Below are 22038 nucleotides of genomic sequence, written 5' to 3'. Positions count from 1 at the left end.
CCCTCAAGGACGCAAGCCCCGCAGACCGCCCAAGGCAGTCAGCCAACTTTCATACACATGCCGTGCTAAGGAGCAAGGTACCACCATGACCGCAGGAACCTCGGGGGCAACTGCCCAGCGCCGACCGCGAACCAGCCGGCGCTACTTTATGCAGCACGATTGGCATTGGGGCATCGTCACCGCCGCGATAGCGGCCGTTGCCTCCATCATTCCCAGGCTCTTCAATCCCACGTTCTACTACTGGGATGACATGATGCAGTCCTTCCTCCCCCTGTGGCGCCACATGGGCGAGGAGATCCGCTCCGGCCGTTTCCCCTTAATGGAACCCGGTGGATGGGTAGGCGGCAACATCGTGGCCGAAGTCGGCTACGGCATCTTCAACCCGGTGAACATCGTCAACTCGGTCATCGTTTCGAACTTCGAAAACCTGTCCCTGGCGAGCTACTTCATCATCATCCAGTTCATCGCACTGCTGGCCTTTGGCACCTACATGCTCGCCCGTGACTACGGCTCGAACCGGCCCTTGGCACTGGCCGCCGGCGTTGCAATCCCCTTCAGTGGATTCACGCTCTTCTATGAGGCTGCCCGCTGGCCCGGAGGCCTGATGGCGTTCGCATGGATCACCGTGTTCTGGTGGTCGGTTCGCCGCTACGCACGCCGCAACACCTCCCCCTTCCTGCCTTTCCTTCTGGGCTTCCTCACCATGACTGCCGGCAACCCCTACGGCGCGATCGGCGTCATCCTGGTCCTCGGTGCCGTGGCCGTCGAGCTGATGCTGATGCGCCACTGGCGCAGGCTCATCCCTATCGTTATCGTGGGCGCCCTGGTAGGACTGACAGCGGTCCTCGTGTACTTCCCGCTGCCTTTGAGCTCCGCTGTTACCGTGCGGCAGCAGAACGAAATCCTGAACGACCTCTTCCTGTCACCGGATATGTCGTCGCTGCTGACCATGAGCACGTCCTCGATGACTCCCCGTATCAACAATTTCTGGGCGCCTATCGACAACGTACCGTCCAGCTACCTGGCCTGGTTTGTCCTTCCGCTGCTTCCATGGCTCGATTTCCGGAGCTTCCGCGGCAGGTCCCGCCAGATCTTCAGCATCTACGTCATCACCGGTATCTACTTCCTGCTGACCTTTGCACCTTCACAGGTGCTGGTCTTCCGCTGGCCGATCCGCCTGATCGAATACGTCTACCTCGGTGTCATCGTCCTTGTTGCAGTGGTCGCCTCTGCCGGACTGAAGACCACTGCCTGGAAAAAGCGGCTTTTCATCACCGTGGCGATCCTCGCTTTCGGCACGTATCGGGCGTGGTCCATGGTTCCCGGTGGTGGCAAGTGGCAGATCTTCACGCTGGCTGTCACGCTGGGCCTGGTCTGCCTGGCCATCTTTGGCTGGCGGCGCTTTGGATACAAGGGCCTGGCGGCCGTATTGGTTATTGGAACCATTGCAACGCTTGGAATGCAGTCCAGGCAGTTTGTCCCCAATAACGCTGTGGCAGGAATTGGATCGCCGGTCGATGCCGAGACGCTTCGGGATGCCACCAGCGACTACAAGGGCAATACCATCCAGATCTTCAACACCATGAAGATCACTGGAAAGGAATTTACCGGGGGCCAGTTGCTTTATGGCAACCAGATCCTCAACGCTGACGTCAACAACAGCATGGGCCGCTACAGCGGAATCAGCTTCACCACGTACGTCAACGCCCTGTGCATGAACTACCGTGGCGAGACGTGCCCGCTCGCCTATACGGAGCTGTTCAAACCGGCCTCCGACAAAATCGACGCCACACTTGCAGACGTCCTGCAAGTGGAAACGGTCGCGGTGCAGAAGACCCTCATAGCACCTGATCAACTTAAGGTTGCACCGGGATGGTCGATCGTTTCCTCTGACGACTCCCGGACCATCCTGCGACGGGACAAGCCCCTCCCCTACCCTGGAACGGTTTCCTGGGCATCTGAGGGCGTATCCGTGCAGGACTCCGTCCGGAATGGGACTGATGAGAAGGTCACCCTGTCCGGCTCTGGCAGCGCCGGTCAACTCACGCTCGCCCGACTCGCGTGGCCCGGCTACTCAGTCAAGGTTGACGGCCAGCCGCAGACGCTGACCCAGGGACCCGCAGGCGTCATACTGGTCGACGTTCCAGCCGGAGCCAAGTCAGTCGACATCACATTCACGACGCCGGGACTCACCATAGGACTCGCCGCGCAGGCTCTCGCCTGGTTCGGGATTCTGCTCTTTACCGTCATCCATTATGTTCGCCGACGCCGGAACACCACAGCAGCTGAGACCACAGCACCGAAGACCGCACAGAAGGTGACTGTCTAGGACCCAAAGCACGACGGTTCCAGTCAGCCCAGGAGCGTCCGTCCCGTCACGGGATGGACGCTCCTTTTCTCGCTGGTGACGGCTCACTTGGGTATCCCGCATGTCCCGGAACACGGAGAAGGCCCCCCTTCTCCGTGGAGATGGGTGGCCTTCCTGTCCAGTACCCGGTAACGGGCTACATCACATTCGATACGTCAGCGGTCACGCAGCCAGGCTACGGCTTCCTGGGCTGGACCCTCGAACTGCACGGTTCCGTCCGAAAGGACCACCCCGCGATCGCAGATGCGGGCAATCATGTCCAGGTCGTGGCTAACCACAACCAGGGTACGGCCTTCATCAGAGAGTTGCTTGATTTTGGCCAGGCACTTCTTCTGGAAGGGTTCGTCGCCGACCGCCAGGATTTCGTCCACCAGGAAGATGTCAGGCTGGGTATGGACAGCCACTGCGAAGGCCAGCCGAAGGAACATACCCGATGAATAGAACTTCACTTCGGTGTCAATGAACTGCTCAATCTCGGAGAAAGCCACGATGTCATCGAACTTATCGTTGATCTCCTGCTCCGTCATACCCAGGATTGCAGCATTGAGAAATACATTTTCACGCCCGGACAAGTCCGGGTGGAATCCCGCGCCAACCTCGATGAGACCGGCAACCCGGCCCTTGGTCCGGACCGTTCCCTTATCGGGAAGGATAACGCCCGAGATGAGCTTCAACAGCGTGGACTTGCCTGAACCGTTGAAGCCCAGCAAAGCGACGGTCTCCCCCGGCTGGATTTCGAAGCTGACATCGTGCAGGGCATCGAACTTCCTGGTCAGGTCTCCCTTGCGGCCCTTCACGAGCCAAACAAGGGTCTCTTTCAGCGAGTGCGAGTGCCGAAGATTGAAGGTTTTCTTCAACCCTTTGACGATTACTGCGGCGCCCAACTAAACCTCCTGCGCAAAATGGCCCTCGAGCCGACGGAACACGAGCTGGCCGATGACCAGGAACAGTGCTGCCATGCCCAAACCAACGAACCCCGTGATCAGAAGATGCGGTGGCAATTCCACCGGCCGGTCCACGGTGGGGTACCAGAACGCCCAGTGGAACAGTTCCACAGCCACCGTAATCGGGTTCAACTGATAGACGAACAGGACCCACGGTGCTGCCAATCGGCGGATCATGGTCCAGTCATAAAGCACCGGCGAAGTCCAGGTAATGACCATCATCAGCATGTCAACGATGTTCTCCGCATCGCGGAAGAAGACGTTGATGGCTCCAGCCAGCAGACCCAGTCCAGTGGCCGTGACCGCAACAATGACGAATCCCAGGAGGGCACCGAAAAGCTGCATAACGTCAGGATGCCATCCGTTCAGCAATGCAGCAGCAAGCAGCACCACCAGTTGCGGCAGGAAGTGGACTGCGGCCACCCACACGGACGCCACGGGGAAGAGCTCGCGTGGAAGGTATATCTTCTTGACCAGTGCTGCATTCGACACAATCGAACGCGTTGCGTTGGAGAAGGCTTCGGTGAAGAAGTTGATGACAATAACGCCCGAGAACATGTAGAGCGCATAGTTGGGGATCTGGTCCCCGACCCTCAACACAATTCCCAAAGCGAAGAACAGCACGACGTACTGGACCAATGGCTTGACGTAGGACCAAGCCAAGCCAAGGACGGACCCGCGGTACCGGACCCGAAGTTCCTTGCGGACGATCAGCTTCAGAAGGAAACGCCGGCGGTAGACATCCAGAAGCCCGGCGCCTACCCCCGGAACAGCATATGTATCAGTGGAATTGGCCATCGCTACTTGCTGGGCTCCGACGCTTCAAAGGTTTCCCGCCATGATTCCATGGAAGTGATCTCCGGAAGGGCTTCGCGGTATTGAGCCCGGAGCGTTTCCCAGTTCGAGAAAAGCTGTGCGTGCAACTTGGCGGATTCGACCACAAGTTGGCGGGCCAATTTCGGATCGCGAAGGTGCCATGATGCACCGGTACCGTCGGCGTTGGAGACGACTGCACTGTCCAAGTGCGCCAAGCTCCACCATTTGCCATCCTGGTGGGCAACCTGGGCTTCGGGGTTTTCCTTCGCGGACTCTCGGACGGGAGCCAGGGTCTGCTTCAGGACCGTCTTCACGGCCCAAGGAAGCAAGCCAAGGGCACCGGGCTGCTTGTAGGACTGCGGCTTCTTCGGCGGACGCTTGCGGAACACCTCGGGGAACGCACCCGGGTCAGTCTTGACCTGTGAGTCCGGGAACTCCTCGCGCATGGCACGCAGCTTAGGCATTGTGGTCGGCAACTGCTGATGCAGGTTGCCGGGCCCCGCCAGGACATCCTTGAGCGCCATGATGCGAGCCTGCTCAGGGTAGTACTGCATCGAGACCAAGTGCTTAACGTCGGCATTCAGGCTTTCGCGAAGAATGCGACCACCCTTCGGGAACGGCGAATGCAGCAACGTGGCAATGAGGCGGTTGCGCTCGTGATAGTAGGCCTGCCAGTCGACGGAGTCGTCCTTGTCGGCCCAAGAGACATGCCAAACGGCAGCACCCGGCAAGGTCACGGTCGGGAACCCGGCAGCGCGACCACGAAGGGAGTATTCGGCGTCGTCCCACTTGATGAAGACCGGCAGCGACAGGCCGATTGTCTCCACAACGGTCTTGGGGATCAAGCACATCCACCAACCGTTGTAGTCCGCGTCCCAACGCCGGTGGAGCTGGGGTGTGGACCGCAACCCGGCGGCGGAGAAGTCGTGGTTGCCCAGTCCTTCCACGGGACCCCAGAGGAAACGGTAGAAGTTCACGACTTCGGAGTAGGCGTGCAGCACGGACTTGTTGTACATGTCGAACATGTGGCCACCCACGATCGTGGGCTTCCGGCAAAGGTCGGCGAAGGCCACCGCGCGCATAACGCCTTCGGTTTCCAGCTCAATGTCGTCATCGAGCAGCATGACGTAATCGCTCTTGTCTGAGACGACCATCTCGTACATGTTGCGGGCGAAGCCACCTGAACCACCGAGGTTTCCCTGGTTGATGATCCGCAGCTGTTCGCCCATGGACTCTGCAACGGCGTCGAATCCGGCTTCGTCGGCAACCTTCTTGTTGCCTTGGTCCACAATGATCAGTTCAGCGAGGATTTCACGCAGGCCCGCATCGGCGTCGATCGACTTGATGGTTTCAAGGCAGTAGTCGGCGCGGTTGAAGGTGGTCACGCCGAGCGTGACCCGGCCCTGCGGGCGGCCTTCATCCGGCACGGCCCAGTGCGCGGTCTTCAGCGTCATGCCGTCCCCACCGGCAATCAGGTCGAACCAGTACCAGCCGCCGTCTCCGAAGGGTGCCAGCGTCAATTCGAAATCGTTGCTGGCCGAACCCTCAACAAGCACCGAGTCCACGCGCTGAGAGGCTCCGCGGGCGTTGGAGCGGTAAACGATGACCGTTCCTTCGCCCTCGGTCTCGAGGTGAAGGACGGTCTTCGTGGCAATGGTCCATTTCCTCCAGTAGCTGGCAGGAAAGGCGTTGAAGTAGGAACCGAAGGACAGACGCTCGCCACGGCGCACCTGCACCGAGCCACGATCCAGGATGTCTTCCGGGTGCAGCTTTCGGGCCATTCCGACCGCCTGCACGACGGCGCTGCTGCCGCCGTCGTCCTTCTGCACCTTGCTGGTGTCCGGGTCGACATAAAGGGGCAGCGTGTCGAGGTCGCGGTTGGCCGGGAAAATCACCCGCTGAACGATGCGCAGGCTCTCCTGCGTTGAGGCTTCCGAGGCATTTTCAGCCGTCATGGCAGTCTCCTGGCTTTCGTTGGTAGTAGCGGTCATGCGTCCACTCCTCCGCTTTCAAGCTTGGCGCCACCCGTGAAGTGCGGCTTGATCTTGTTATCGAACATGGACAGTGCCGAGCCGATGGCCATATGCATGTCGAGGTACTTGTAGGTTCCGAGCCGGCCACCAAACAGGACCGACTTCTCGCCCCGGGCCAGGTCGCGGTAGGCCAGGAGCTTCTGGCGGTCATCGGAGGTGTTCACCGGGTAGTACGGCTCGTCGCCCTTTTCTGCAAAGCGGGAGAATTCGCGCATGATGACAGTGGCATCCTTGGTGTAGTCCCGCTCCGGGTGGAAATGCCGGAACTCATGGATGCGGGTGAAGGCGGCATCGGCGTCGGGGTAGTTCATGACAGCGCAACCCTGGAAGTCCTCGATCGGGAGCACTTCTTCTTCAAGGTCGATGGTGCGCCACGACAGGTCGCCTTCTGCGTAGTCAAAGTAGCGGTCAACCGGGCCGGTGTAGATAACCGGAACCTGGCCCAGCACCGCAGACCGGCCGTACTCGCCGTCGTCGAAGAAGTCCGCGTTCAGGATGACTTCAATATTGGGGTGGTCCGCCATGCGTTCGATCCAAGCGGTGTAGCCGTCAACCGGGAGGCCCTCATACGTGTCGTTGAAGTACCGGTTGTCGTAGTTGTAGCGCACGGGAAGCCGCGAGATGATCTCTGCCGGCAGGTCCTTGGGATCCGTCTGCCACTGCTTGCCGGTGTAGTGCTTGATGAAAGCTTCATACAGGGGACGGCCGATCAGCTGGATGCCCTTGTCGTTCAGGTTCTGGGGATCCGTGCCCGCGAGTTCGCCGGCCTGCTCTGCGATCAGCGCCTTCGCCTCCGAGGGGCTCAACGCGGAACGGAAGAACTGGTTGATGGTGCCCAGGTTGATGGGCATCGGGTACACCTCACCCTTGTGGTTGGTGTAAACCTTGTGCTGGTAGCTGGTGAACTTCGTAAAGCGGTTCACATACTCCCAGACGCGTTCGTTCGAAGTGTGGAAGAGGTGCGCGCCGTAGCGGTGAACCTCGATTCCAGTCTTCTCTTCGTTTTCGCTGTAGGCGTTTCCTCCAATATGGTGGCGGCGATCAAGAACCGCGACCTTCAGCCCCAACTCGGTAGCGGCGCGTTCTGCAATGGTCAGGCCAAAGAAACCCGAGCCGACGACGACGAGATCAGCGTTCACAAACTCTCCTGTGTATTGGCGTGCGGGCACAGAAATGCCCACGTCTACTGGTCAAGGCTACCCGACGTTCCGATTGTTCCCCGATTCGGGGGCCGGCCGCGCAAGCCCTTCCCATGGGTCGAAAAAGCAAACGGGAGGCCTGGCACTGGGCCAGCCTCCCGTCCATCCTTGCGTGAAACTTGGTACTAAAGCGCGATCACGGAGCCTGAATCGGCCGATTCAAGTACGGCCTCTGCAACCCGGAGCGTCTCAAGGCCTTCGGCCATTGTGACAATGTTCATCGACTTTCCGAGGACAGCGTCCCGGAAAGCCTCGTGCTCCATCTTCAACGGCTCACGCTTGGCCAATGCGAAACGCGTGGATGAACCTTCCGAGACCCCACGGAATGCCGCGACAGAGTCCCAGTCCGTCTGGAACGTTCCGTTCTCGATGAATGTCAGGTCGGCAGAAATCGTGTCGGCGATATAAGCACCACGCTCACCCAGGACAACCGTGGTCCGTTCCTTCATGGGAGACAGCCAGTTCACGATGTGGTTGGTGACAACCCCGCTCTTCAGGTGGCCAATGGCCGTGACCATGTCCTCGTGCTGCCGACCGCTCCTGGACGTGGTGTGCGCCATGACGTTGACGAAGTTGCTTTGCGCAAGCCATGCCGTGAGGTCGATGTCATGCGTGGCCAGGTCCTTAACCACCCCCACATCTGCAATGCGCGAGGGGAACGGCCCCTGGCGCCGAGTGGAAATCTGGTAAACCTCGCCGAGGTCTCCGTTGCCCAACCTGTCGCGAAGGCTTTGCAGTGACGGGTTGAACCGCTCGATGTGACCAACCGCGCCAATCAAGCCACGGGAGTCGAAGGCTTCGGCGATCCTGCGGCCGGAAACGGAGTCATTCGCGATGGGCTTTTCGACGAGGCAGTGCACGCCGGCCTCGGCGAGCTTCAGTGCCACTTCCTCGTGAAGAACCGTTGGCACAGCAGCGACAGCCATGTCAATGCCCTGCTCAATCAGTTCATCCACGGAGCCGCAGACGGTCAATCCATTGGCAACGTTGTGCGGGTCCCCGAAGGAATCCGCTACGGCCACCAGGTCCACGCCTTCGAGTTCACGGATGACGCGGGCGTGGTGGCGCCCCATCATTCCCAATCCGATGAGGCCTGCGCGGAGATTCGCCACTAGCTGCCTGCCTTTGCAACGGCGTTGACCGCGGCAACGATCCGGTCAAGGTCGTCCTGGCTCAACGACGGGTGAACCGGGAGCGAAAGCACGCTTGCCGCCGCTTCCTCGGTAACCGGCAGGTCATCGGAGGTCTGGAACGGAGCGAGCCGGTGGTTGGGGATGGGGTAATAGACGCCACAGCCCACGTTGTACTCCTCGCGGAGTGCCTTCGCGAAGCCGTCGCGGTCCTCTGCGATGCGGATGGTGTACTGGTGGTAGACGTGCTCGTAGCCGTCCGCAACCTTGGGAGTGACGACGCCCTCAATGTTGGCGTCGAAGAAGGCTGCATTTTCCTGGCGTGTCTTCGTCCAGGCTTCGACTTTGGTCAACTGCACGCGACCAATTGCAGCGTGGATGTTGGTCATCCGGCAGTTGAAGCCGACCAGTTCGTTCTCGTACTGCCGTTCCATGCCCTGGTTACGCAGCAGCCGAAGCCGGCGCTCGACGTCGGCCAGGCCCGTGCTCACCATGCCGCCTTCGCCGGACGTCATGTTCTTGGTGGGGTAAAGGCTGAACATTGCGAAGTCGCCGAACGTACCGACCTTGCGTCCGTTGACGGCCGCGCCGTGGGCCTGTGCAGCGTCCTCGAAGACCTTGACGCCGTGCTTTGCCGCGAGTGCGCCAATGCCGTCAACATCGAAAGGGTGTCCGTAGAGGTGGACAGGCATGATGGCAGCCGTACGATCCGTGATCTTCGACTCGACGGAAGCGGGGTCCAGCGTGTAGTAGTCCGGGTCGACGTCGGCGAAGACCGGCGTTGCGCCGGTCAATGCAACGGAGTTCGCGGTGGCAGCAAAAGTGAAGGACGGAACGATGACTTCGTCCCCGGCACCGATACCGGCAGCCAGGAGGCCAAGGTGCAAACCGGAGGTGCCGGAGTTAACCGCCACCGCTGCCCTGCCGTCGAGGAGGACCTGCGAGAATTCCTGCTCGAAGGTAGCCACCTCCGACCCCTGGGCGAGCTGGCCGGAAGCCAGCACGGCGTCTACGGCCTTCCGCTCGTCTTCGCCAATGATGGGCTTTGCGGGGGGAATGAATTCGGGGCTCATGCCTCTACCTCTCGAAGAATCTCGTTCTGTTCAACATACGTTGCGCCGGTTTCGGGGCACACCCAGTTCTCTCCGCTGCGCTTCAGCGGGAATCCGGCCTTGCCAACCCAACCATGGCGCTTGGCCGGAACTCCGACCATCAACGCAAAGTCCGGGACGTCTTTGGCGACTACTGCTCCGGCAGCCACGGTGGCCCATCGTCCAATGGTCACCGGGGCGACGCACACGGCGCGGGCGCCAATGGACGCACCTTCGCGAATCGTGACGCCCACAGGTTCCCAGTCATGGGCACTCTTCTGGCTCCCATCCGGGCCAACGGCACGGGGGTAGGTGTCGTTCGTCAACACCACGGCCGGGCCGATGAAAACTCCGGCTTCCAGTTCCGCGGGCTCATAGACAAGTGCATAGTTTTGAACTTTGCAGTTGTCCCCCATCTTGACCCCGGTGCCAATGTAAGCACCCCGTCCTACGATGCAATTGACGCCAAGTTCGGCCTGCTCGCGGACTTGGGCCAGATGCCAAATCTTTGATCCATCACCAATTACAGCCTTGTCTGAAACATCGGCGCTCTCCGCAACCACTATCACCGGTGAAGGTCCTTCCTCATTGAGCACACGCGACAACGAAACTCATCTTAGCTGAGACACCATGCCACGGCGTCAAGTCACCGGCATGGGGAACAGGCTTGGCCCTGTTGTCCACATAGGCCATGAGGGGTCCTGAACTCCCATCGCCGAATCCCTATCGTCGGTGGTGAAGCAGTTTATTGCGAAAGGAAACACGATGCCCCTGGAGTGCACACTGGTCCGCAGCCCCGGTGCGGAGCGGAATGCCGAGCCCACGGAATTGTCCATCGCAGTGCCTGCTGGAACATCGGGTGTCGACGTTCAATCCCTCATTGCTGAAGCCCATGGCACTGCTCTTCTTACTGTTCAGGGACAGGAATTAACTGCTCTCACCGTGGGAATTCCCCCGTTGGTTTCCGGCGCCATCCTGGTGGACGGCCCTCCGCTGCAGCCCCGGAGTCGGGAGGGCGGATCGGTCCCGTTGGTACTTCTGGCCCACTCCGGCCCGGCCGCCGGCTCGGTTTTCCGGCTCCGCCGCGGGCGGTTCATGATCGGACGCGGCCAGGTCGATATCCAGATCCCGGATTCGGCGATGTCACGGGAGCACGCCGTATTGGAGGTTAGCGGCACGGCCGTAGTGGTGAGCCAGATGGAAGGAGCTGCACCCCTGTATGTCTGCGGGAAGGCAACGCGGCGAAGCCCCATCAACTCGGAATCCTCGATCCGCTGCGGCAACTCGACTTTCAGCATCTCCTCTGACATAGGTGCCGTATCGCAGTTATCTACTTTCGCTGGATGCTCGGTTGAAGAGCCCCTGGACGTGGTGCACGCATCACCCACAACCCGCCGCCTGCCCTTGGCGTTGGCAGCAGGACTGCCGCTGATAGCCGGCGTAGCCCTGGTCGCTGTCACTGGCACATGGATGTATCTCGGATTTACTGCACTTTCCGCAGTCAGCCTGCTGGTCCCGCTTCTCACAGGCCGAAAAGAGCGGAAGGACCGGCTTCAGGCCCTTTCCCGCGCCGTGCAGGAAGATATTGCCCGACGCCGGCGGTGCTCTCCCTCGGCCGCCGATATCGTCATGGCAAAGTACCGTCCACCCCTGGCCATGGGAGCGGACAGCCAGGAACTTCAGTACCCGGCTGGGCCTTGCCAGCCAGAAAAGAGTCCGACGGCGGACGGGGAGCCGACGTCGGGCGACGGCACCTGGGTGCGGCTCGGCACCATGATGAATTCCACGGCGAATGTTCGCATGGTGCCTCACGATCCCCGTTTCCGTCCGCCTGCCATCGGGACGGCCGCTGTGACATTGGATCCGAAGATCCCGCTGGTGAGGCTTCGTGGACACCAGGACCATGTGGACGCCCTGCTCCGATTTGTGCTGATGCAGTTAGGCAGTTTCCAAGGCTCGTCCCAGACACCCATCATCCTGCTGGGACCGATCAGAAGACTTCCCTGGCCCGCCCGTTTCCTCAGCACCGTGACCCTTGCAGCCAGTAACCTGACAGCCATCACTGCCCTGAACCGCCATGGCATTCCGCCTGGCAGGCTTTTTGTCATCGATGATCCCGGCGGAAGCGGTACTGAATCCATAGCATCGGTGCTGACAGCCGCACGCCGGGTTGGCTGGCAGGTCATTGACTGCTCCGGCTCGGCGCCGCAACTGCTGCCAACTGTTGAATTGGGGTCATCCGGTACCGCTGGCGTCCTTCGGGTGGAAGGCTCCCACCAGGACTTCATCCCCGACCTCATCCCCGTGGACGTCTTTGACGCTTTTTGCCGGTTCTTGGCGTTGGAGACATGGAACAAGGGGGCCGGTGACGGCGACGCCATTCCCGACAGCTGCTCGTTCACTGATTTGCATCAAGGCGGCCCGCGCAGGCTGCTGCGACGCTGGGCCGACCCCATAAGCCAAACCGGTCTTACTGCCGTGCTGGGCCAGGGCGGCGTTGGCCCCATGACCTTCGATTTCAAGATCGACGGCCCACACCTTCTGGTTGCCGGGACCACGGGCTCCGGGAAGTCGGAACTGCTGCGAACCTTGGTAGCATCCATAGCCATAAACCACTCCCCGGACTACGCAACGTTCTTGTTCATCGATTTCAAGGGTGGTTCGGGTTTGGGTCCGCTCGCGAGCCTCCCGCATTGTGTAGGGATGCTGACCGACCTCGCCAAGCATCATCTCGACCGCGCACTCGTCTCACTCCGTGCCGAAATCAGCCGCAGGGAACAAGCGCTTGCAGAGGCGGGAGTGTCAGACCTGAGTCAGTACCACCGTTCAGATCGGCAGCCCTCCCCTATACCGCACCTGCTTCTGGTCATTGATGAGTTCCGCATGCTCGTGGACCAAGCGCCCGGCGCTCTTCAAGAACTCATGCGCATTGCAGCCATCGGGCGTTCCTTGGGAATTCATTTGGTGATGGCAACGCAAAGACCCCAAGGAGCCCTCACCGCCGACATCCGGGCCAACGTCACCTCCAGCATTGCGCTGAGGGTGCAATCCGACGCAGAGTCTTTGGACATCATTAACAACAAGGCTGCGGCTTCCATTCATGTCAGGAGTCCGGGACGCGCGTTTCTGGCCAGGGCCTCAGGTGACGCCGAAGAATTCCAGACAGCATCACTGGACGTGCCTTCCGCAACGGCGTCTTCCGGATCCGGGTCCGCCTACGGGCAGGTCCTCGTCAAGCCCGCTGCCCAGGCCATATTGCAACGCGCTATCGCCGACGCCGGGCCCGATGAGCGCGGTGGCCAGGCGAGCGCCGGGACGACCACCATAGCGTCCACTCTCCCTGAACTCTGGCAGGCCATGGGCGGACTGCATCCGCGCTCTCCAATAGCCGACCCGCTGCCCGACTCCATAGCCTGGAACCACAGTCTCCCCGCCCCCGGACAGGCCCAAGGCGAAGACTCCACAACAGTCTCATCATGGCGCATTGGACCCTTCGCACTGGTGGATGTGCCGGCCCAGCAAGTCGTCGAACCCTTGATATGGATTCCTGCCCAACATGGACATCTGGCTATGATCGGCAGCACATCCAGTGGCGTGATGACCTCCTTCAGGGCAGTGGCCGCCATGCTGGCCACAGCCCATCCACAACCTCACCTCTACGTCCTTGACGCCATCGGTCTGTTGGAAGACGTGGCCCAACAGCAACTCCTCGGGGGCCGGGCGGGGCTGCATCAATTGTCCCTCGCGGCGCGAATCGTTAAGCGCCTTGCAGCGGAGTTGGATGTTCGACGCGACCCCCTGAATGCCTCACGACCCGGCACTCCATTGGTACTGATCGTGACGGGGTGGTGCTCGTGGTCCAGCGCCCTGCGGAACGGGACTTTTGGATGGGTAGAGGCGGCATTGCACGACATCGTCCGCGACGGCACGCCCCTCGGCATCTCTGTGCTGATCTCAGGTGAGAGAGAGCTCGTCAGTTCGCGCTTCTTCGCCGCAGTCCCCAATCGGGCGTACTTTCCCAGCGGGTCCACGGAGGAAGCGCGTTTCCATTGGCCGCGGCTTCCCGAGATCGAAGACGTCGCTGGTCGGGCTGTGGTCACCGGTAATTTCATTGACGGCCACTCCAACGTTGCACAGTTCCGGGAAGCTCCAGGGTCCGGCGCATGGCCCTTCAAGGACCTGGAGAATTCCGAACCACCTTTTCGGATCAGGCCACTTCCTGACACGCTCAGCGCCGAGGAGTTCTTTCGGTGCCTGGAAGAAGTGCGGCAAAGAGCTGTTGTGCCCGCAGCCTGCACCACGGCTCCGCTCCCCCGGGCCTCGGATCAGTTCTCCCCAGATGGAGATGCACGAGCCCCCCTGTGGTTGGGCGTTGGGGGCGATGAGGCCATTCCCGTTGCCCTCCCTCTTCCGGAACGGGGCGTCAGCGCCATTTTGGGTGGGCGCTGCTCCGGCAAGAGCTCCGCGCTGGCGGGCCTCCGGCAACTTAACCCACTGGCGCCGTGGGTATACCCTGACGGAGCCGGCGATACAGGTTCGTTTTGGGCTTCCATCGCCGACCAGGCAGAAGCCGGCGCCTTGGATCCCAACAGCATCCTGCTGGTGGACGACGCGGACGCCATGAATGCCGAGGGCCGCCATGCGCTCACCGCACTGACAGGTAGAGTCCGGGGAATCGTGCTTACAGCCACGACGGGACCGGCACTCGTGCATCACTTGCCTCTGGCCGGCGACGTGCGGTCCTTTGGCACCGGAGTGGTCTTGGCCCCGTCAACACCGCATGACGGTGAACTCTTTGGAGTAAGGCTCGACGATGTTGGCGCCGCACGCCCAGGCAGGGGTTTCGTTATCCAAGGAAAAGAGGTGACTCCATATCAAGGAGCCCTGGCAGCCCTTTGACGTCTGATGACGAGGACGGAGCGGCCTATAGTGCCGCTGAAGTGCCGCCGGTCCTTGATGCGTAAGCGATGACGTCCTTTTGGAACAAGAACACTATCGCCGCGAGCGCGGGGATGATCATCGCCAAACCTGGCAGCACCAAACCGCCGGTCATGGTGGGGAATCCGATGGTGAGGACGAACAACTGTGCCACCAACGCGGCCGCACGGGTCCACCGGTAACCCCGGAACAGGAAGTGGCCTACGGCAAACAGCCACGCAGAAAAAGCCAAGAGCAACCCCAGGGTAAAAATCGCACCCCAGAACGTCAGCACAGGCGCACCGGTAAGCAGCTCGAAAGCGTACCAGGCAGCGGCGCCCAGGAGAGCCAGTGCTTCCAGTACGACAACCAAGGAAATGACTGCGACGCCGAGCGGTCGCGGAGTGCGTCCGGGTGCCCCGGTCGTGCCGGGCGTCGGTGTCCCGGGCCCGTCTTTTCCGTCGGGTTCGGGCGTGGATTGGCTGGGGTTAACTGGAGGTCTTGACACACTGGCACACTACCGGACATAGTCATCTTGCAGTGAGGGCACCGGCCGCTGATGTGATGCATCGCTCACGGATTCCGGGCATTTGGTCCGCTAACACCCCTTGTTTACAAGGCGTTAACATGAAACGCTTGACTCAGACGACCAAGGGGGCCCATGCGGGCCCCTTTCCTTTGGAGCCTCTCGTGAATGTTTTCACAAAAGGGGCCCTACTAGTTCTCACGAATGGAGTGACTGATCAGCATGGATTGGCGTAATCGCGCAGCCTGCCTCGACAAGGACCCGGAGCTCTTCTTCCCAGTCGGCAATACCGGACCAGCACTTCTCCAGATAGAAGAAGCCAAAAGCGTTTGCCGTCGTTGCCCGGTGGTTGATACCTGCCTGCAGTGGGCCTTGGAATCCGGACAGGACGCCGGCGTCTGGGGCGGCATGAGCGAAGACGAGCGCCGCGCACTCAAGCGCCGGGCAGCTCGCGCACGTCGCGCTTCCTAGGCATAGAACCCAGCAAGAAGGCCGCGGACCCCCGGGGTCCGCGGCCTTCTGTTTTAACGCGCTGCGACTTTAAAGCGCTGCGACGCTTTCAGCCCAGCTGGGCCGCTACGTCTCCCCCGGGTCCGGGTTACTCAAGCCCGGGTTTACTCGGGTTGGTGCCCTCCGGACCCTAGGACCGGGCAAGGTTCAGGACGATTTCGACGGCGGTCCCGCCGCCGTCACGCGGCCTCCACTGGATCGATCCCCCGAGCTCACTGGTCACCAGCGTGCGGACAATCTGAAGGCCCAGGCCTTCTGTGTACTGCCCGTCCGGCAATCCAACGCCATCATCTGCGATAGTGACCGTCAGGAATTCGTCGTTCCCGTCCCCGTCAGCCCTGTCCGCCAACAACCATACGGTTCCAGTCCGCCCCTCGAGCCCGTGCTCCACGGCATTGGTGACGAGTTCGTTGATGACCAAAGCCAACGGAGTGGCGAAGTCGCTGGGCAATTCACCGAACAGCCCGGAACGCTCTGTGCGTACCTGCTGGGAGGGGGAGGCAACCTCGGCCGACAACCGGAACTGCCGTCCAATGAGCTCATCGAAGTCGACGCTCTGCGTCAAACCCTGCGAAAGTGTCTCGTGGACCAGTGCAATGGTGGCTACGCGCCGCATGGCCTGTTCCAGGCCCTGCTTGGCTTCGTCACTGACCATACGGCGGGACTGCATGCGAAGCAGCGCAGCCACAGTCTGCAGGTTGTTCTTCACCCGGTGGTGTATCTCCCGGATGGTGGCATCCTTGGTAACGAGTTCCATCTCCCGCCGGCGAAGTTCGGAAACGTCACGGCAGAGAACGAGGGCACCGAATCGATGCTGCTCGTCGCGCAAGGGAATGGCCCGAAGAGACAGGCTCACGCCCCGGGACTCGATTTCACTGCGCCAGGGCATCCTGCCCGTAACCACCAATGGCAGGGTTTCGTCCACCATGCGGCGATCTTTCAGCAGACCGGCAGTCACTTCGGCGAGCGAGCGTCCCTCCAGCGATTCGACTTCGCCGAGACGGCGGAAGGCGGACACTCCGTTGGGACTGGCATACTGCACGACTCCGTCGGCATCGAGACGGATAAGCCCGTCACCAACACGGGGCGCCCCTCGGCGGGATCCCGTCGGTGAGGCAAAGTCGGGCCATAACCCGAGCGTTCCCATCCGTAGGAGGTCGTACGCGCACTGGCGATAAGTCAGTTCCAGCCGGGACGGCATCCGCGAACTGGACAGGTCCATGTGCGAAGTGACAACGGCCAGTGTGCGGCCGTTGCGCACCATGGGAACGGCTTCCACGCGCAAAGCCATCTCGCTGCTCCAGCTGGTTTCACTGGACCGTTCGATCGATCGGCTGTTCCACGCCTTGTCCACCAATGGGCGGAGGTCGGAGCGGATGCCCTCACCCACGAAGTCCGCATGGAACACCGTATGCGATGTCGACGGACGCACGTGGGCGAGGGCGATATAGCCGAGCTCCGGGTGCGGGAACCACAACGCAAGGTCCGCGAAAGCCAGGTCGGCGACCATCTGCCAGTCACCGACGAGGAGGTGCAGCCATTCGGCATCTCCAGGCCCGAAATCAGCGTGTTCCCTGATGGGGTCTGTAAAGATTGCCACTGCACCTCCATTTGCGACGCCGGGACTTGCTCCTAGCGTCGAACGATTGACCTCAAGAGCCTTAATGCTACCGACAGTGACGCCATGTCGTCGGCTTCGAGTGCGTTGACCTCATCGAACATGGTCTTGGCCCGGCCGAGCTGCTCGGCATTCTGCCCCTCCCATGCCCTCAGGCGATCCTCCGCCGAGGTGCCGGACTCCGTCGACTCAAGTACCGACGTCGTCATGTCTGCCACCGTCGAATAAAGGTCATCCCTCAGTGCAGCACGGGCCAACGCCTGCCAGCGGTCGTCACGTGGAAGCGAACTGATTCGCTCCAGCAATGAATCGACGTGGAAGCGGTTGAACACCGTGTAGTAGACGTGGGCGACGTCCTCGACCGTGTCGTTTCCGGTCCGGGCGATCCGGGCAATATCCAGAAGGGCATAGCTTTCAAACAGCTCCGCCCACCTGTGTGCCAGATGATCCGGCAGTTCCCAACTGCGTGCCTTCTCCAACCAGCCGGTGATGCGGACCTTATCCTCGCCCCGCAGGTAGTCCAGCAGCTTTGCACGCAGCGGAGCCAGCATCGGCTTGAACGATTCAACGACCTCGGAAATCGGCTGGGACGCCATGCCCTGACCCAACACCCACCGCACTGCGCGGTCGAGCAACCTGCGGATGTCCAGGTGTACTTCGCTCCAGTGTTCTGTAGGGAAGGACGCCGGAAGCGCATTCAGTTCATCGACCATGGGGTCGAGGTCGTAGATTTCGCGCAGGGCGACGAAAGCCTTGGCGACTGCGACTTCATTGGCCGACGTCTCTTCCATGGCCCGGAACGCGAAGGTGATGCCGCCGAGGTTGATGATGTCATTGGCGACCACAGTGGCGATAATCTCGCGCCGCAGCGGATGGGTGTCCAATTCGGCGTCGAACTTCTCGCGCAATTGCTTGGGGAAGTAGTTGCGGATGGTGTCCGCAAACCACGGATCATCGGCAAGGTTGCTGTCGCGGAGCGCTGCGCCGAGCTCGATCTTCGCGTAGGCCGCCAGGACAGCCAGTTCCGGAGACGTCAGGCCCTGGCCCTGTTCCAACCTCGCACGCAGGGTGTCAGTAGTCGGCAGAGCTTCAAGGTCGCGCTTGAGGTCTGCGGACTTCTCCAGCCAATCCATCAGGCGCTCGTAGCTCGGGCTCCAATCGGCAACCCGGGTCCTGTCGTTGAGGAGCAGGATGTTCTGGTCGATGTTGTCCTGCAGGACCAGCCGTCCCACTTCGTCAGTCATATCGGCCAGGAACGACGCCCGGTCCGCGGCTTCCAGCTTGCCTGCCGCAACCATCCTGTCAACGAAGATCTTGATGTTGACCTCGTGGTCGGAGCAGTCCACGCCGGCCGAGTTGTCGATCGCATCCGTATTAAGGATGACCCCCTGCAGGGCAGCCTCGATGCGTCCACGCTGGGTCAGGCCCAGGTTTCCACCCTCGCCCACCACCTTGACCCGCAGGTCGCGGCCATCGACGCGAATGGCATCGTTTGCCTTGTCCCCCACCGCGGCATGCGTCTCGGTACTGGCCTTGACGTAGGTACCAATGCCGCCGTTGTAGAGAAGGTCGGCCGGCGCCAGCAGGATCGCGCGGAGGAGTTCCGGCGGGCTGAGCTGGGTTGTGCCGTCGGGCAGTCCCAGCGCCTTGCGGACCTGGTCCGAGACCGGAATGGTCTTTGCCTGGCGCGCGTACACGCCACCGCCTTCGCTGATGACTGAGCGGTCATAGTCATCCCAGGAAGACCTGGGCAGTTCGAACAACCGCTGCCTTTCGGCGAAGGACGCCGCCGCATCGGGAGTCGGATCCAGGAAGATGTGGCGGTGGTCAAAGGCTGCCAGCAGCCTGATGTGCCGGGAAAGCAGCATGCCATTGCCGAAGACATCGCCTGACATGTCGCCCACGCCGACAACCGTGAATTCTTCGGATTGGGTGTCGAGATCCAACTCGCTGAAATGCCTCTTGACGGATTCCCAGGCTCCGCGTGCCGTGATGCCCATGGCCTTGTGGTCGTAACCGACCGAACCGCCTGAGGCAAAGGCGTCGCCGAGCCAGAACCCGTATTCGGCAGCCAGCCCGTTGGCGGTATCCGAGAACGTTGCGGTGCCCTTGTCAGCTGCCACTACCAAGTAGGAGTCGTCGCCGTCGTGCCGGACAACGTCCGACGGCGGCACCAGCCTCTCGCCGTCCGCTGAGGTGACGAGGTTGTCGGTGATGTCCAGCAATCCCCGGATAAAGGTCTTGTAGCTCTCAATTCCTTCGGCCATCCAGGCGGCCCGGTCGACGGCAGGGTTAGGCAGCTTTTTGGCAAAGAAGCCGCCCTTGGCTCCCGTGGGAACGATCACCGCGTTCTTTACCGTCTGGGCCTTAACAAGGCCCAGGATCTCAGTGCGGAAATCCTCCCGCCGATCCGACCAGCGAAGACCCCCTCTGGCCACCTTTCCAAAGCGGAGGTGTACACCTTCCACCCTCGGGGAGTAAACCCAGATCTCGAACATGGGGCGCGGGAAAGGAAGCCCATCAATCGAGGTCGGATCCAGCTTGAAGCTGACGTAGTCCTTGTTTTGGAAGTAGTTGGTCCGCAGCGTCGACTCGATGAGGTTCACGAAAGTCCGCAGCACCCGGTCGGCATCCAACGTGGCTACTTGCTCAATGGATTCCGCGAGTGCATCCCTGGCAGCAGCCTGTCGGTCAGCCCGAAGGTCCTCGGGCACCGCGGGATCGAAGCGCGCCGAGAAGAGTTCGTTGAGACCTCGGGCAACGTCGGGGTTCCCGAGGAGTGTGTCAGCTATGAAACCGAAGGAGTTGGTGTTGCCCATTTGCCGCATGTACTTGGCGTACGCGCGCAGCACCACAACCTGCCGCCAGTGCATGCCTTCACGGAGGACCAATTTGTCGAAGTTGTCCGACTCCACAGCCCCGGTCACCGCTGCCCCAAACGAATCGCCCAGCAGGTCACCCGTGGTCAGGGGATCAACCCCGGCAGGGTACTTAAGCCCGAGGTCGTAGAGGAAGAAGTCCCGGTTGTCTGCGGTTTCAATCTCAAAGGGGCGCTCGTCCAGGACTTCGAGGCCGAGGTTATGGAAGTAGGGAAGGATCTGGCTGAGGCTCTTGGGTTCCATCAGGTAGAGCTTGACGCGTGCGTCCTCTTCCAACGCCTCACCCGCGCCCTCCGGAAGGTATACATGCACTCCCGGCTTGACCTGCTGGGTGGATGCCCCCGCCCTTTCCGCTTCCGCACCGTACTTCTCGAAGCGCTCGATATCTTCCAGGGCATCTTCGACTTCGTAATCCACGCGGTAACCGGCCGGGAATGCCTCAGCCCACAGAGCCGACAGGACATCGGCTTCGGCTGTTGGACGGTTCTCCCGCAGGACTTCGGCGATACCTTCGCTCCACGACCTCGATGCCCGCATCAGGCGGTGTTCGAGCTCTTCTACATTAACCTCGGCAAGTTCCGCGGCCCGGGGCAACCGGATCCGGAAGAAGACACGGGCCAAAGCCGACTCGGTAATCCGGGCCTCGTAGTCAATACTCTCGGCCTGGAAGGTCTCACGGAGTTCCTGCTCGATCCGGAGCCGGACGCTGGTGGTGTAGCGATCGCGGGGCAAGTAGACCACAGCGGACATGAATCGGCCGTAAATGTCGGGCCTCAGGAACAGCTTGGTGCGCCGGCGTTCCTGCAGACGCTGAATACCCGTGGCCGTGGCAGCCAGGTCAGCTACCTCGATCTGGAACAGCTCATCGCGGGGATACGTCTCGAGGATGCCGAGCAGGTCCTTGCCGGAGTGGGAGTCGATCGGGAATCCGGCATTACGCAGGACTGCATCCACTTTGTCCCGCACAATCGGTATGCTGCGCACGGATCCGGTGTAGGCACTGGTGGCGAAAAGCCCGATGAAGCGCCGTTCACCGTTGACATTGCCCATGGCATCAAAGCTTTTGACACCGATGTAGTCGAGGTAGGCAGGCCGGTGCACGGTAGAGCGCGAGTTGGCCTTGGTAATGACCAGGGCACGCTTCTCCCTGGCACGCTTTCGACCGGCATCCGTCAGGTGCTGGACCTGGCGGGTGGAGTCTCCGGCACGGAGCAAGCCGAGGCCGCTGTCTTCCCGCAGTTGCAGGACGTCTTCGCCCTCTTCATTGACGAGGTCGTACTCCCGGTACCCCAGGAAAGTGAAGTTTCCGTTATCCAACCATCGCAGGAGGTCTTGGGCCTGCCGAAGTTCGGCAACCTGTTCCGGGTGGGAGACGCCTCCCAGCGCTTCAGCCAGTTCGAGTGCCTTGCTGCGCATTTTCGGCCAGTCTTCAACGGCTGCCCTGACGTCGCCCAGCACGCGTTGCAGGCCGGCGACGAGCTCTTCGCGGACTTCATCGCTCACGCGGTCGATCTCGACAGCAATCCACGATTCCATGTGTGACGCGTTGTCACCGTCACCGAGGAGATGAGCCACGCTTGGCAGTGCTGCTGTATCACCGCTGGAGATACCCACATTGGACGGCACCCTGGAGATCTTGGCCAGTTCCCCGGACGTCCGATCGCGCGACACCACGAACAAAGGGTGCATTACGAGTCGGATGGCGCAGTTCTGGCGAACGAGCTCAGCATTGACCGAGTCAACGAGGAAGGGCATGTCGTCGGTGACGATGTAGACGACGCTTCGGTCGGATTCGGCGGATATTTCCACTACGGCATTGCCCGGTCGGCGGGACTGGGCAACAGTCCTGTGATGGGAAGCCCGCGACATCAACAGCTCAGGCGAGTATGCGCGGGAATCCTCCTCTGCGAGATGCTCATAGTAGTCACCGAAGAACCCTTCACGGACAACTGCTGCATCGGACCGATCCTCCACGCTGGATCCTGACGACATCGACAAACGCCTCCA

General features: G+C 61.2%; 13 protein-coding genes. 3 read left to right on the top strand and 10 right to left on the bottom strand.

Features of this window, described 5'->3' with window-relative positions; all coding sequences use genetic code 11:
* Positions 1-85: 85 nt before the first annotated feature.
* Positions 86-2329 carry a hypothetical protein gene (locus tag ACNQOP_RS10890; RefSeq protein WP_416404460.1) on the top strand — a complete coding sequence of 748 codons (2244 nt, stop codon included), beginning with the start codon at positions 86-88 and terminating at the stop codon, positions 2327-2329.
* Between the two features lie 194 nt (positions 2330-2523).
* Here the strand turns inward: ACNQOP_RS10890 and ACNQOP_RS10885 are convergent, their stop codons facing one another.
* The 7 genes from ACNQOP_RS10885 to ACNQOP_RS10855 form a co-directional block, all read right to left on the bottom strand.
* The gene (locus ACNQOP_RS10885) at positions 2524-3252 is read right to left on the bottom strand and encodes an ABC transporter ATP-binding protein (protein WP_257369193.1); all 729 of its coding nucleotides are present in this window, start codon (positions 3250-3252) and stop codon (positions 2524-2526) included.
* Entirely contained in the window at positions 3253-4110 is an 858-nt protein-coding gene (locus ACNQOP_RS10880; RefSeq protein ID WP_235520592.1) for an ABC transporter permease, read from the bottom strand.
* A 2-nt stretch (positions 4111-4112) separates the two neighbouring features.
* Positions 4113-6119 carry a glycosyltransferase gene (locus tag ACNQOP_RS10875; protein ID WP_235520593.1) on the bottom strand — a complete coding sequence of 669 codons (2007 nt, stop codon included), beginning with the start codon at positions 6117-6119 and terminating at the stop codon, positions 4113-4115.
* Complete coding sequence (gene glf / locus ACNQOP_RS10870) at positions 6116-7300, bottom strand: UDP-galactopyranose mutase (protein WP_235520594.1); 1185 nt, start codon at positions 7298-7300, stop codon at positions 6116-6118. Before glf ends, ACNQOP_RS10875 begins: the two co-directional genes overlap by 4 nt.
* Before the next feature lie 185 nt (positions 7301-7485).
* Positions 7486-8472 (bottom strand): Gfo/Idh/MocA family oxidoreductase, encoded by a 987-nt coding sequence (locus ACNQOP_RS10865; RefSeq protein ID WP_235520595.1) that lies wholly within the window; start codon positions 8470-8472, stop codon positions 7486-7488.
* Positions 8472-9563, bottom strand: coding sequence for a DegT/DnrJ/EryC1/StrS family aminotransferase (locus ACNQOP_RS10860; protein WP_235520596.1), 1092 nt, complete (start codon positions 9561-9563; stop codon positions 8472-8474). Before ACNQOP_RS10860 ends, ACNQOP_RS10865 begins: the two co-directional genes overlap by 1 nt.
* Positions 9560-10177 carry an acyltransferase gene (locus tag ACNQOP_RS10855; protein WP_211714185.1) on the bottom strand — a complete coding sequence of 206 codons (618 nt, stop codon included), beginning with the start codon at positions 10175-10177 and terminating at the stop codon, positions 9560-9562. Before ACNQOP_RS10855 ends, ACNQOP_RS10860 begins: the two co-directional genes overlap by 4 nt.
* A 169-nt stretch (positions 10178-10346) precedes the next feature.
* On the opposite strand from ACNQOP_RS10855, the gene ACNQOP_RS10850 reads away from it, so the two are divergent.
* A complete protein-coding gene (locus tag ACNQOP_RS10850) occupies positions 10347-14480 on the top strand; it encodes an FtsK/SpoIIIE domain-containing protein (RefSeq protein ID WP_416404459.1) in 4134 nt (1377 codons plus the stop codon).
* Between the two features lie 25 nt (positions 14481-14505).
* On the opposite strand, the gene ACNQOP_RS10845 is transcribed toward ACNQOP_RS10850, so the two are convergent.
* Entirely contained in the window at positions 14506-15006 is a 501-nt protein-coding gene (locus ACNQOP_RS10845) for a hypothetical protein (protein ID WP_349470304.1), read from the bottom strand.
* 240 nt (positions 15007-15246) lie between these two features.
* Here ACNQOP_RS10845 and ACNQOP_RS10840 point away from each other — a divergent pair, with 240 nt between their 5' ends.
* Positions 15247-15495 (top strand): WhiB family transcriptional regulator, encoded by a 249-nt coding sequence (locus ACNQOP_RS10840; protein ID WP_003804966.1) that lies wholly within the window; start codon positions 15247-15249, stop codon positions 15493-15495.
* 169 nt (positions 15496-15664) lie between these two features.
* Here the strand turns inward: ACNQOP_RS10840 and ACNQOP_RS10835 are convergent, their stop codons facing one another.
* Both ACNQOP_RS10835 and ACNQOP_RS10830 read right to left on the bottom strand, forming a co-directional pair.
* On the bottom strand, positions 15665-17134 hold the full coding sequence (locus tag ACNQOP_RS10835) for a sensor histidine kinase (protein ID WP_235520600.1): 1470 nt from the start codon (positions 17132-17134) through the stop codon (positions 15665-15667).
* Between the two features lie 32 nt (positions 17135-17166).
* On the bottom strand, positions 17167-22023 hold the full coding sequence (locus tag ACNQOP_RS10830) for an NAD-glutamate dehydrogenase (protein ID WP_416404458.1): 4857 nt from the start codon (positions 22021-22023) through the stop codon (positions 17167-17169).
* Between the last annotated feature and the right edge of the window lie 15 nt (positions 22024-22038).

The sequence above is a fragment of the Arthrobacter sp. LFS091 genome (genome assembly GCF_047977885.1).
Classification (GTDB): domain Bacteria; phylum Actinomycetota; class Actinomycetes; order Actinomycetales; family Micrococcaceae; genus Arthrobacter.
The sequence above is the reverse complement of the archived record's forward strand: the minus strand, read 5'-3'. Positions and strand labels throughout refer to the sequence as shown.